This is a genomic window from Nitrosospira sp. Nsp14, from assembly GCF_900113575.1.
GTDB lineage: Bacteria > Pseudomonadota > Gammaproteobacteria > Burkholderiales > Nitrosomonadaceae > Nitrosospira.
Genome location: NZ_FOPV01000001.1, coordinates 286147 through 299515 on the forward strand (window position 1 = coordinate 286147; position 13369 = coordinate 299515).

The 13369-nt window shown below is 54.7% G+C and carries 11 protein-coding genes; 9 read left to right on the top strand and 2 right to left on the bottom strand.

Annotated elements, in window-relative coordinates:
* Positions 1–265 precede the first annotated feature (265 nt).
* Entirely contained in the window at positions 266–715 is a 450-nt protein-coding gene (fur, locus tag BM022_RS01230; RefSeq protein ID WP_091136130.1) for a ferric iron uptake transcriptional regulator, read from the bottom strand.
* 73 nt (positions 716–788) lie between these two features.
* Here fur and bamE point away from each other — a divergent pair, with 73 nt between their 5' ends.
* The 5 genes from bamE to greA all read left to right on the top strand — a co-directional run bounded on the left by bamE (position 789) and on the right by greA (position 7599).
* Positions 789–1388, top strand: a complete 600-nt coding sequence (gene bamE, locus BM022_RS01235) for an outer membrane protein assembly factor BamE domain-containing protein (RefSeq protein WP_091135989.1) — start codon at positions 789–791, stop codon at positions 1386–1388.
* Between the two features lie 35 nt (positions 1389–1423).
* A complete protein-coding gene (gene dapB / locus BM022_RS01240) occupies positions 1424–2230 on the top strand; it encodes a 4-hydroxy-tetrahydrodipicolinate reductase (protein WP_091135991.1) in 807 nt (268 codons plus the stop codon).
* Between the two features lie 268 nt (positions 2231–2498).
* On the top strand, positions 2499–3671 hold the full coding sequence (gene carA / locus BM022_RS01245) for a glutamine-hydrolyzing carbamoyl-phosphate synthase small subunit (RefSeq protein ID WP_091135993.1): 1173 nt from the start codon (positions 2499–2501) through the stop codon (positions 3669–3671).
* 112 nt (positions 3672–3783) lie between these two features.
* Positions 3784–7056: a carbamoyl-phosphate synthase large subunit gene (gene carB, locus BM022_RS01250; protein ID WP_256208791.1), complete on the top strand. Its 3273-nt coding sequence runs from the start codon at positions 3784–3786 to the stop codon at positions 7054–7056.
* Positions 7057–7122: 66 nt separating this feature from the next.
* Positions 7123–7599: a transcription elongation factor GreA gene (gene greA, locus BM022_RS01255; protein WP_091135996.1), complete on the top strand. Its 477-nt coding sequence runs from the start codon at positions 7123–7125 to the stop codon at positions 7597–7599.
* 29 nt (positions 7600–7628) lie between these two features.
* On the opposite strand, the gene yhbY is transcribed toward greA, so the two are convergent.
* A complete protein-coding gene (gene yhbY / locus BM022_RS01260) occupies positions 7629–8003 on the bottom strand; it encodes a ribosome assembly RNA-binding protein YhbY (protein WP_091136132.1) in 375 nt (124 codons plus the stop codon).
* Between the two features lie 29 nt (positions 8004–8032).
* Here yhbY and BM022_RS01265 point away from each other — a divergent pair, with 29 nt between their 5' ends.
* The 4 genes from BM022_RS01265 (at position 8033) to glmM (ending at position 13233) form a co-directional block, all read left to right on the top strand.
* The gene (locus BM022_RS01265; protein WP_091135997.1) at positions 8033–8653 is read left to right on the top strand and encodes an RlmE family RNA methyltransferase; all 621 of its coding nucleotides are present in this window, start codon (positions 8033–8035) and stop codon (positions 8651–8653) included.
* A 155-nt stretch (positions 8654–8808) separates the two neighbouring features.
* Entirely contained in the window at positions 8809–10704 is a 1896-nt protein-coding gene (ftsH, locus tag BM022_RS01270) for an ATP-dependent zinc metalloprotease FtsH (RefSeq protein WP_091136000.1), read from the top strand.
* 143 nt (positions 10705–10847) lie between these two features.
* Positions 10848–11618, top strand: coding sequence for a dihydropteroate synthase (folP, locus tag BM022_RS01275; protein WP_091136002.1), 771 nt, complete (start codon positions 10848–10850; stop codon positions 11616–11618).
* A 235-nt stretch (positions 11619–11853) separates the two neighbouring features.
* Entirely contained in the window at positions 11854–13233 is a 1380-nt protein-coding gene (gene glmM, locus BM022_RS01280) for a phosphoglucosamine mutase (protein WP_091136005.1), read from the top strand.
* Positions 13234–13369 lie beyond the last annotated feature (136 nt).

Sequence of the window (13369 nt, forward strand, 5' to 3'; positions counted from 1 at the left end):
AGTTGCGGAATAAGCGACCACGCGTGCGGCCGCGCTAGTCAAATATTTCTGGCTAAACATGACAAGGGCGCAACGACAAGTGAAGAGCTGGGGTGGGAGTTGTCGACCTGACGCTAAAGAGAGAACAGAAAATTTTTGAGTACAATGACAGATTCAGCATCCAGTACCCGACCTCTGCGATTTGCACCGTTATCCAGCTTTTTACCCAGTTATGGTGGTTAATGACTCACACCCGCGCGAATACCGGCACACATAGCGTAGAGTCTCAACTTTTCGCGTTATCCGCGCCTTCTTTTCGATACGGGCAAGCCGGCTTAATGCAGTCTGCGTAAAGCGAAAGCGAATGCTCGTGTAAGGCAAACCCCCGATCCTTGGCGATTTTTATTTGACGTTTCTCGATCTCGGCGTCATAAAATTCCTCGACCCTGCCGCACTGCAGGCAGACCAGGTGATCGTGGTGGGTGCTGCTGGAGAGTTCAAACACAGCTTTGCCGCCTTCAAAATGGTGGCGCTCGAGCAATCCGGCTTGCTCGAACTGGGTGAGCACCCGATAGACAGTGGCAAGACCAATGTCCTCGCCCTCACTGATCAGTGTTCGGTAAACATCCTCCGCTGAGAGATGTCGAACGGGGCTGCTCTCGAACAAGCTCAGAATTCTGAGTCGCGGTAATGTGGCCTTCAAGCCCATGGTTTTGAGATTGTTTGGCTTGCTCATAGCGATGTCATCCAATAGGTTATTTGCTGTATCATATAACGTTGGGTTTGCTTTGGAAACACTACGCTGCCGCATGCGCGCAATACTACTCACGCTGGTCGTTTCGATATTGCTCGCCGGATGTTCGTCTGTTCCATCTCTGCTCTATAAAATAGAAATCCAGCAGGGAAACATTATTACCCAGGAAATGGTCGATAAGCTGAAGCCAGGCATGACGCGGTCTCAGGTGCGTTTTGCCCTGGGTTCGCCGATGATCAGCGACCCTTTCCACAATAACCGCTGGGATTATGTGTATCGCCTGGAACAGGAAGGAAGACTGGTTGAGCAAAGACAGCTGACCGTGTTTTTCGAAGATGACAAGCTGATGCGCATCGATGGCAGTTTCAAGACGGCGGCGGCCTTTATCCCGCCGCCGGTGGTCGAGCACGCCACGCCGATTGAGTCCGAGACGCCTCTGGTTAAAGAAGACCGCAAAGAGCCGGACAGGGTTCCGATCTTAGCGGAAACGCCGGCTCAGCAAAATCCCGCTCCCGGCAGTATGACGAGTTCAAGTGGCATCCCTCCGGCAAGCGATACATCGAATTCGCCCGTGCCGGAAAAACGGATACCCAGGCAAGCGCCCTCCCAAGCGACGGACAGGGGCGCGAGTGAAGCGGACCAACTAAAGGAGTAGGACGTCGTCTTGAAAATAATGTTGTTTGAAACAAGATGAGGACATTGAATATTGCTGTTGCCGGAAGTTCCGGGCGCATGGGGCGTGCGTTGCTGGAAGCCATCGCGGGAGCCGCGGATCTTCGATTAACCGCTGCGCTGGAGCGTGCCGGTAGCCCTTACCTTAAGAAGGACGCGGGCGAGTTGATCGGCGCTCCATGCAACGTTCAAATTACCGATAATTTGGGCGTGGCGCTCAAAGGAAGCGATGTGCTGATCGATTTTACGCGCCCTGAAGGAACGCTGGCGCATCTCGCCGTCTGTCGTGGAAAAAGTGTCAAAATGGTCATCGGAACCACAGGCTTTTCGCCCGCGCAAAAAGAAGAACTTGAGGCTGCGTCCAAGGACACCGCCATCGTATTCGCTCCCAACATGAGCGTGGGCGTGAATGTCACCCTCAAGTTGCTGGAAATGGCGGCCAAGGTTCTGAATGAGGGTTATGATGTTGAAATCATCGAAGCTCACCATCGGCATAAGGTGGACGCCCCGTCCGGTACGGCGCTGCGGATGGGCGAGGTGGTGGCAACAGCGCTTGGTAGAGATCTCGCGAAGGTTGCCGTTTTTGGACGCGAGGGCCATACCGGCGAGCGCGCGCCTGCCGCGATTGGTTTTGCCACTGTGCGTGGGGGAGACATCGTCGGGGACCATACGGTGATGTTTGCGGGCACGGGCGAGCGCATCGAGATTTCCCACAAGGCGAGTAGTCGTGCGACTTTTGCCGAAGGCGCCATGCGGGCCGCGCGTTTTCTAGCCGACAAGCCGAACGGCCTGTTCGATATGCAGGACGTGCTCGGGCTAGGTTAAGAAATAAATTGTCACAGCCGCCGTTCCGATAGTCCCAGACGGTTTAATGCTTGTTCTTTTCTTGACTATCAATCTGCTGGGGCCATTATTCCATCGATTCTCCGTCCCAATTGATTCCCTTCCGCCCTGGTCGAGCCATCCCGCTCATCGCGGGGCCCACCCGTTTTATTGAAGTAGACTTGGTTTGAACGTATAATTATTGCTTCAAGAACGGAACAAGTGCGCTTGTGCCGTTTCAGTCCGTGTCCGCATTCCCCAGGAGCTTTTCGTGTCGCAACCCACGCACGCCGTTCTCGCGCTCGCCGACGGCACAGTCTTTCGTGGCTTATCCATTGGCGCTGAAGGCATTAGTACGGGAGAGGTGGTGTTTAACACCTCCATGACCGGGTATCAGGAAATTCTCACCGATCCGTCTTATTGCCGCCAGCTAGTCACATTGACTTACCCTCACATTGGAAATACGGGCACCAATCCAGAGGATGTGGAATCCGGCAATATCGAGAGAGTTCACGCGGCGGGATTGGTCATCCGCAACCTCCCCCCTGTCTCCAGCAGTTGGCGCCAGACTCGGACTCTGCCTGAATATCTTAAACAACAGGGCGTTGTGGCGATTGCGGATATCGATACGCGCAAGCTCACACGTATCTTGCGTGAAAAGGGCGCGCAAGCCGGATGTATCATGACCGGGTCGCCCGACGAGACGGAGGCGCTGAAGCAGGCCAGGGCATTTCCCGGCTTGGTCGGGATGGACCTCGCCAAAGTAGTGAGTTGTGCCGAACGTTATGAGTGGAATGAAGGCGAATGGAAGCTGGGCCATGGATACCAGACTCGGGAGAACCCCCGCTTTCATGTCGTTGCGCTCGATTTTGGAATCAAGCGCAATATGCTTCGGAAGTTGGCGCAGCGCAATTGCAGAGTTACTGTTTTTCCTGCACAGACAGGCGCGGATGAGATTCTGGCTTTACAGCCCGATGGTGTCTTCCTTTCCAACGGACCGGGCGATCCGGAACCGTGTGATTACGCTATCGCCGCGACCAGGAAGTTGCTCGACGCAGCGCTGCCGATTTTTGGTGTCTGCATGGGACACCAGTTGCTGGGATTGGCCAGTGGTGCGCGTACTATAAAGATGAAATTGGGTCATCACGGCGCAAACCACCCAGTGCAGGATCTGGACAGTGGAAAAATATTCATCACCAGCCAGAATCACGGTTTTGCGGTCGATAGCAGCACATTACCAAAGAATGCACGTATTACCCATTTGTCATTATTTGACGGCAGTTTGCAGGGATTTGAGCTGGTCGGCCAGCCCGTCTTCTGTTTTCAGGGCCATCCCGAAGCCAGTCCGGGACCTCACGATCTCGACTATCTGTTCGACAAATTTATCGGATTGATGGAGCAGAAACGGACAAGAGAAAATATCGGGAGCGCAACCTCCAAGTAAATCTTAAGACTGGACTTTCGGCTGCCGCTAGTATGCTACAGGCAGGTAGTTTCACTTGCATGTGTTTCAAGACATCTCGCGCTTTTTTCGCCTAACCACTTCCTGCAGTTCTATGCCTAAACGTAACGATATCAAATCCATTCTCATCATCGGCGCGGGTCCTATCGTCATTGGGCAGGCGTGCGAGTTTGACTATTCTGGAGCTCAGGCATGCAAGGCCTTGCGGGAAGAAGGCTATCGAATCGTTTTGGTGAATTCGAATCCCGCTACCATCATGACCGATCCCGAAATGGCCGACGTGACCTATATCGAGCCCATTATCTGGCCCATGCTGGAAAAAATCATCGCTATCGAACGCCCCGATGCGTTGCTGCCGACGATGGGCGGTCAAACAGCGTTGAACTGTGCCCTTGATCTGGCAAAGAATGGCGTGCTGAACAAATATGACGTCGAGTTGATCGGCGCGTCTCGCGAGGCAATCGACAAGGCCGAGGATCGTGAAAAGTTCAAGCAGGCCATGACCCGTATCGGATTGGGCTCGGCCCGTTCCGCCATCGCCCACAGTCTGGAAGAGGCGCTGCAGGTACAGGCGATGGTTGGCTATCCCGCAATTATACGGCCGTCATTCACCATGGGCGGCAGCGGGGGCGGCATTGCTTATAATCGGGAGGAGTTTCTGGAAATATGCGAGCGCGGACTGGAAGCCTCGCCCACCAAGGAGTTGCTGATCGAGGAATCCGTCATCGGCTGGAAGGAATTCGAGACGGAGGTGATACGCGACAAGAAAGACAACTGCATCATCGTCTGTGTTATCGAGAACCTCGACCCCATGGGAGTCCACACTGGCGATTCCATCACCGTCGCGCCCGCGCAAACATTGACCGACAAGGAATACCAGATCATGCGCGACGCATCGATCGCGGTATTGCGTGAAATCGGCGTGGAGACGGGCGGTTCAAACGTTCAGTTCGCCATCAATCCCCGCGACGGACGCATGCTTGTCATAGAAATGAATCCGCGCGTGTCGCGCTCCTCGGCCCTTGCGTCGAAAGCAACCGGATTTCCCATTGCAAAGGTGGCCGCCAAGCTGGCGGTCGGCTATACGCTGGATGAACTCAAGAACGACATCACCGGCGGGGCGATGCCTGCATCTTTCGAGCCAACCATAGATTATGTCGTTACCAAAGTGCCGCGTTTTGCTTTTGAGAAGTTTCCGCAGGCGAACGATCGCCTTACAACCCAGATGAAGTCAGTGGGGGAGGTGATGGCCATCGGGCGCACTTTCCAGGAATCCTTGCAGAAAGCCCTGCGCGGACTGGAAATCGGCGTCGACGGATTGGACGAAAAAACGTCGGATATTGAAACCATTGCCGCCGAGCTGAGTGATCCCGGTCCGGATCGGATCTGGTATGTTGCGGACGCAATACGTTGCGGGATGCCGCTGGACGAACTACACCGACATACCCACATCGATCACTGGTTTCTTGCCCAGATCGAGGACCTGGTCAAACAGGAGCAGGCGCTCGCCGGGAAAGTGTTGGATGGGATTGATGCAGCCGAGTTGCGCAGGCTCAAACGCAGCGGGTTTTCCGACCGACGTTTGGCAAAACTGATGAATACGACCCAGGTGGCCGTTCGCGCCCGACGCCATCAGTTTAATGTGAGGCCGGTATACAAGCGCGTGGATACTTGCGCAGCCGAGTTTGCCACTCGCACAGCTTACATGTACTCCACATATGAAGAGGAGTGTGAAGCGTTACCCAGCGGAAGAAAAAAAATAATGGTGCTGGGCGGCGGGCCCAATCGCATCGGCCAAGGCATAGAGTTTGACTACTGTTGTGTCCATGCGGCGTTGGTGTTACGCGACGATGGTTTCGAAACGATCATGGTCAATTGCAACCCGGAAACCGTTTCCACCGATTATGATACGTCGGATCGTCTTTATTTCGAGCCGCTCACGCTCGAGGATGTGCTCGAGATCGTGGCAGTAGAGAAACCCGTCGGCGTCATCGTGCAGTATGGCGGCCAGACACCGCTGAAACTCGCACGTGACCTTGAGACCGCAGGGGTGCCAATCATTGGTACCAGCCCGGACATGATCGATTGCGCCGAGGATCGGGAGCGTTTTCAGAAAATGCTGCACCAGCTCGGCTTGAAACAACCCCCCAACCGTACTGTTCGCGACGCAGCCGCGGCGATCGCCGCGGCTGCTGAAATCGGGTATCCGCTAGTCGTACGCCCCAGCTATGTATTGGGCGGCAGAGCCATGGAAATTATCCACGAGCAGGTGAACCTGGAACGTTATATGCGCGAGGCAGTCAAGGTCTCGCATGACGCCCCGGTTCTGCTCGATCACTTTCTGAATGATGCCGTTGAAGTGGATGTGGATGCAGTCTCAGACGGCGAGGCACTGCTGATAGGCGGCATCATGGAACACATTGAACAGGCGGGCGTTCATTCCGGTGATTCTGCATGCTCGCTGCCACCTTTCAGCTTGTCGCCTGAAATGCAGGACGAATTGCGTCGCCAGACTTCGGCGATGGCGCGTGCGCTAAAGGTTGTGGGGTTGATGAATGTGCAGTTTGCCATCCAGGGCGATACGGTATTTGTCCTGGAAGTAAATCCGCGTGCCTCGCGAACCGTGCCTTTTGTCTCCAAGGCTACGGGACTGCAACTGGCGAAAATCGCTGCGCGTTGCATGACGGGTATGACGCTCGCGCGGCAGGGTATTGTCAAAGAAGTAGTTCCTTTCTATTATTCAGTCAAGGAAGCGGTCTTTCCTTTCATAAAATTTCCCGGCGTGGACACGATACTCGGACCGGAAATGAAATCCACCGGTGAGGTTATGGGCGTGGGGCAAAGCTTTGCCGAGGCCTTTGTCAAGTCGCAACTTGCCGCTGGCGTCAAGCTGCCTCTCGCGGGCAAGGTTTTTATAAGCGTCCGGCATGTCGATAAACCGCGTGTGGTGGAAATCGCGCACAACCTTGCGCAGTTAGGTTTTACGCTCTATGCTACGCGCGGTACCGCCGCGGTGCTGAATGCGGCGGGGCTGACCGTGACACCGGTAAACAAGATGGCCGAAGGGCGTCCGCACATAGTAGACATGATCAAAAATGGCGAGATGGATTTGATCATTAATACAGTGGAAGACAAGCGGAGCGCGATTCACGATTCCTATTCGATACGTCATGCCGTATTGCAGGCACGCGCAACGTATTACACTACCCTAGCGGGCGCTCGTGCGGCTTGTATCGGCATGGCAAATATGCGCGAGCTGGAAGCCTACAGTTTGCAGAAGCTTCATGCATGGCGCATGGGGTCACAGGAAAAGGGATTTTACACCGGCGACCATGATTCCGTTGTGCTGACCAGGGATGCATCATGAGCGGTGGGAGCCGATATAACGAATCGATCTTAAAACGAATGGTAAAAGGACTAGGGTAAGAGGACTATGGGCACAATTCCGTTAACAGTAACCGGTGCGGGGAAACTGCGCGCCGAGTTGCACGAAATGAAAACCGTGCAGCGGCCGGCTGTAATCGCAGCAATTGCCGAGGCCCGTGCTCACGGTGATCTTTCGGAAAATGCCGAATATGAAGCGGCCAAGGAGCGGCAAGGTTTTATCGAGGGACGTATCGCCGAATTGGAAAGTAAGCTTTCCAATGCCCAGATTATTGACCCGGCATTGCTGGACGCGGGCGGCGCTTGTGTATTCGGGGCAACTATCGATCTTGAAGACATCGCCAGCGCGACCACAGTCACCTACCAGATCGTCGGAGATGATGAAGCCGACATCAAAGAGGGAAAGATCTCGATCAGTTCCCCTATGTCACGTGCCCTGATAGGTAAATATCCCGGCGATGTGGCGGAGGTTCTTGCACCCGGCGGCGTACGAGAGTATGAGATCCTGGACGTGAAATATGTTTAGTTCCAGCGTACGGGTTTTCTGGCAAGCAGTCAGCTCCGGTTGCTACGCGCGAGTCGGCGGCGCTTGATATCGCTGCCGCCTGGTTTACGGTCCTTGCGAACGGTTTTAGGTTCAGCTGTGACTATTTGTTCCGGTTGAGGACGGTAGATCACCAGTATCTTTCCAATGTGCTGTACCGGCCTCGCACCGAGGCGTTCGCAGATTTCGTTCAAAAAAGCCGTTCTGGTGTGCCGTTCGTCGCTGGCAACCTTGACTTTGATCAGCTCGTGGCTTCTGAGCCCTTGATCAAGTTCATGCATAACATTTTCGGATAACCCTGCCGAGCCTATCCATACAACCGGCTTCAGCGCGTGAGCACGGGCCTTAAGGTCAGGCCGAGGCACGAGCGCAAGTTCTTCTGACATAACATTTCCCAAAAATCCCATTTTACGTTATGAAGCGCTCCAAAACCAGTAAAGCCTGGATGAGAGAGCATGTGACCGATTTTTTTGTCAAGCAGGCAAAGAAAGAAGGCTATCGCTCGCGTGCCGCCTATAAACTGATCGAAATCGCGGAGCGTGATCATCTGCTTGCCCCGGGTATGACGATAGTTGACCTTGGTGCTGCCCCGGGGGGATGGTCGCAAGCGGCCAGCGAAAGGCTGGGATCAAACGGCAGAATCATCGCTGTGGATTTCAGGGAAATGCTGCCGCTGCCCGGAGTCACATTTATCCAGGGCGATTTCACCGAAGCGTCGGTTCTAGCGCAACTGGAAGAAACTCTGGGAAAATGTCCTGTTGACCTTGTAATTTCTGATATGTCCCCTAATATAAGCGGCATAGGAATGGTTGACCAGGCGCGAGGCATGCATTTGGCCGAGCTTGCCTTGGAATTCAGCATGACACGATTGAACTCTGGCGGCAATTTTCTCGTCAAAGTGTTTCAGGGTTCCGGTTTTGATGAGTTTTTAGGCAACATGCGTGCCTCATTCAATCGGGTGGTGACACGTAAACCGGGAGCATCGCGTGGGCGCAGCTCGGAACTCTATCTCCTAGGGTTGGGGAAGCAAGACTGAATCTTAACCGAAAACAACAAGATGACGGCCTTTGACGGCCTTTGACGGCCTTTGACGGCACAAGCGGCACGGCGGGCATATCGCTATTATAAATCTCCAAATGGGTTTAGAATGAAACCTTCAAGGATTTTGACGGCGCAAGCCAAGGAGCTATCTTGAACAATCTCATTAAGAACATGGCCATCTGGCTGGTGATCGCCCTCGTATTGATGACGGTGTTCAACCAGTTCAGTACGCGGCAGTCGGCACAGGCGCCGATGGAATATTCACAGTTCATCGACGAAGTGAAGCAGGGCAGGATCGCCAAAGTTACCATCGAGGGTCGCACGTTGAAGGGCACCAAGTCTGATGGCAGGCGTTTCGTCACCTATACGCCGTCCGATCCGTGGATGGTGAGCGATCTCCTGAAGGCGGGCGTCATTATCGATGCCAAGCCCGAGGAGGAACCGTCGTTGTTGATGAACATCTTTGTTTCCTGGTTCCCCATGCTGTTGCTGATCGGGGTATGGATTTTCTTCATGCGCCAAATGCAGGGGGGCGGCCGCAGCGGCGGCGCTTTCTCCTTTGGAAAAAGCAAGGCGCGCATGATGGATGAGTCCACCAATCAAGTCACGTTTGCTGATGTGGCGGGTTGCGAGGAAGCCAAAGAAGAGGTTTCCGAATTGGTCGAATTCCTTCGCGACCCCAGTAAATTCCAGAAACTGGGGGGACGCATTCCCCGTGGTGTTTTAATGGTGGGAAATCCCGGTACCGGGAAGACGCTTTTGGCACGTGCAATTGCAGGCGAAGCCAAGGTTCCATTCTTCAGTATTTCCGGCTCTGATTTCGTGGAAATGTTCGTTGGCGTGGGTGCCGCGCGGGTGCGCGACATGTTCGAGCAAGCCAAGAAGCACGCGCCTTGCATAATTTTTATCGATGAAATCGACGCGGTTGGTCGTCAACGGGGCGCGGGGCTTGGTGGTGGCAACGATGAGCGTGAACAGACACTGAATCAGTTGCTGGTCGAAATGGATGGTTTCGAAGGGACGGCAGGCGTCATTGTAATAGCCGCTACCAACCGGCCGGACGTGCTTGATCCCGCGCTGTTGCGTCCCGGCCGTTTCGACCGTCAGGTGACCGTTCCGCTGCCGGATATACGGGGCCGAGAGCAGATCCTGCATGTTCACATGCGCAAGGTGCCCATCGCCCCCGATGTCCATGCGGAAATTCTCGCCAGGGGCACACCCGGAATGTCAGGCGCGGATCTTGCCAACCTAGTGAATGAGGCCGCGCTGTTCGCGGCACGCAGCAACAAGCGTCTGGTTGACATGGAGGACTTCGAACGGGCCAAGGACAAGATTTTCATGGGTGCTGAACGTAAGTCCGTTGTGATGCCGGAACGCGAACGGCGCAATACCGCATACCATGAATCGGGACATGCGGTTGTAGCCCAACTGCTGCCTAAAACCGACCCGGTGCATAAAGTCTCGATCATTCCACGAGGACGCGCGCTTGGGGTGACGATGCAGCTGCCCACCGAAGATCGCTTCAGCATGGATCGCGAGGAAATCCTACAGAATATCGCCGTTCTTTTTGGAGGACGAATCGCCGAGGAAGTATTCATGGGTCAAATGACCACCGGCGCATCGAACGACTTTGAGCGCGCGACGGAAATGGCAAGGCGCATGGTTACGCAGTGGGGGATGTCTGACTCGCTGGGCCCGATGGTATATGGCGAGAACGAGGGCGAAGTCTTTCTGGGCCGCTCGGTTACAACGCACAAGAACGTCAGCGAAGCCACCATGCAGAAGGTAGATATTGAAATTCGCCGTATCATTGACGCGCAGTACGGTCTGGCGCGCAGGCTGATCGAGGAAAACCGGGACAAGATCGAAGTCATGACCAAAGCCCTGCTGGAATGGGAGACCATAGATTCCGATCAGATCGGCGATATTATGGAAGGTCGTGAGCCGAGGCCGCCGAAGCCTTCCAAACCTGCGTCGACTCCTCCCAAGGATAATACACCGCCCGCGGCGCCGGCCGCGGCAGCGACGCCAGCACAGGAAACTTGATCATTGGGGTTGCCATTTTGTGACAAAGCCTAAAAAGGCGGGGATTATCCCCGCCTTTTTGATTGGCGCACTGATACCGGTATACATCTCATTTGTCGCCACAGCAGAAATTCGTTAGCCCCTCCCATCGCCGTCCGCTGGTGATGGGCATCGTCAATGTCACGCCCGATTCGTTTTCTGATGGGGGTTTGTTCGATTCGTTCGACCAGGCGCTTCAGCACGCGACGCAATTGATCGAACAAGGGGCAGACTGGCTTGATGTCGGCGGTGAGTCGACCCGTCCTGGCAGCATGCCGGTTGACGTGCAAGAAGAACTGCGTCGTGTTATCCCGGTGGTGGAGGCACTCGTTGAAATGAAGTGGCCCGTCTCAGTCGACACCTCCAAGCCGGAAGTGATGCGAGCAGCAATAAGAGCCGGCGCGACCATGATCAACGATGTCAATGCGCTACGTGCCCCGGGTGCGCTCGAGGCGGTGGCAGCGGGAGGCGCGGCAGCGTGTCTCATGCACATGCAAGGTGAGCCACGAAGCATGCAGCTCAATCCCGAGTATCATGATGTAGTGAGTCAGGTAAGAGAATTTTTATCGCAACGCCTGCATGCCGCGCTGGAATCTGGGATTTCGCATGAGCAATTGATAATAGATCCTGGTTTCGGTTTTGGCAAAACTCAGACCCAGAACATCCAAATGTTGCGCCAGCTCGGTCGCTTCTGCGACTTGGGCGTACCGGTAATGGTCGGCATGTCACGTAAATCCATGCTGGGTAAGATCACAGGCGCCGAGGTAAATGACCGACTCCATGCAAGTGTTGCGGCAGCGTTGATGGCGATAGGCAAAGGTGCGCGGATCGTCAGGGTGCACGACGTTAAAGCCACCAAGGAGGCATTGGCGGTTTATAATGCGGTGAACGGTTAATGTGACTCCCTTAGTTTGTCCCGGCTGCATTGTTCTAGGGTTAAACTAAATCTGCGGAACTTTCAGTTTTACCTGACGCGGTCCAGATATTTCAACGGTCGCAGCAGTTGCCAGTGGCCCTGGATGTAAGAGTGTTTTCATGTGCTGGATCAGTTGTTGCCACGGGTAGCGGGCAGTCGCAACGTTCGTTCAAACCTTCATAACTTCTTGTGACTAATTTTCTGGGTTTTTTAAAGTGACAAAAAAATATTTTGGCACGGATGGAATACGCGGGCATGTAGGTGAAACGCCGATAACACCTGAGTTTGTAATGCATCTTGGTTATTCAGCCGGTAAAGTGCTGGCGGCGGCCGACTGGCATCTAGCCAAGGGAGAGCGCCCGGCGGTGCTGATCGGGAAGGATACTCGGATATCCGGGTATATGCTTGAGTCGGCCCTTCAGGCGGGGCTTTCCGCCGCCGGGGTGGACGTGCTGTTATCGGGGCCGACTCCAACCCCGGCGGTCGCGTACCTGACGCGCGCCTTGCGGCTGCAGGCAGGTATCGTTATTTCGGCTTCGCATAACCCGTTTGAAGATAACGGTATCAAGTTCTTTTCCGCATCGGGCACCAAGCTACCGGACGCTGTCGAGCATGAAATAGAGTCGGGACTGAATGCGCCTATCCGCTCGATGCCGTCAGCTCAGCTTGGCAAAGCACGACGGGTCAATGACGCCCGGGGACGATACATCGAATTCTGCAAAAGCACGTTTCCGAATCACCTTGATCTCCGCGGCTGGCGGATAGTGGCTGATTCTGCTCATGGCGCCACCTATCAGATTGTAGGTCCCGTGCTGCATGAGCTGGGTGCCGACGTGGTCGCGATTGGGGCTCAACCTGACGGACTTAACATCAATCACGAATGTGGCGCAACGCACAGCGCCTCAATTCAGGAAGCAGTCATCCGGCACCAGGCTGACATCGGCATCGCGCTCGATGGCGATGGTGATCGAGTGGTCATGACGGATAAAAAAGGCATTCTATATGATGGCGACAGGCTGATCTATATTATCGCTAGACACCGCCAGCAAAAGGGAGTTCTCAAGGGCGGGGTAGTTGGCACGCTCATGACCAATCTGGCGGTTGAAAATGGCCTGAAGAAAGGAAATATTCCATTTGCTCGCGCCAACGTCGGTGACCGATATGTATTGGAGTTGCTACAAAAAAATGACTGGCAGCTGGGCGGCGAAGGCTCAGGCCATATTATTTGTCTCGACAAGCACACCACGGGTGACGGAATTATTTCCGCGTTACAAGTTCTGTATGCGATGCGCGACTCCGGCAAGAGCCTAGCCGAACTCGCCCACAGCGTCACTCTTTATCCCCAGCAGCTCATTAATGTCAAAGTTCCGAAAGGATTCGACTGGCGCACTGACGCAATGATCGAGGCGGCACAGGTGGAAGCGGAGCGCGACCTTGATAATAGTGGCAGGGTCCTTCTCCGTGCCTCGGGTACCGAGCCCCTTGTGCGTGTGATGGTTGAGGGCGAATCGGGGCAGAAAGTGAAATTTTGGGCAGAAAAAATCGCCGATGTGGTACGCCATGCCGCAGTCGGCGATGAGTCGCGCGCACTATAACCCAGGATCAGAAGCGTGTTCCAAATTGGAACATACCCCGATGCTGCTTTCAGTCACTCAAGCAGGACCGTTAAATTTCCGGATCAGGTTTGCAACGGCGAGCGGTTCTAGTTGGCGATGCCTCGCACCGTTACGC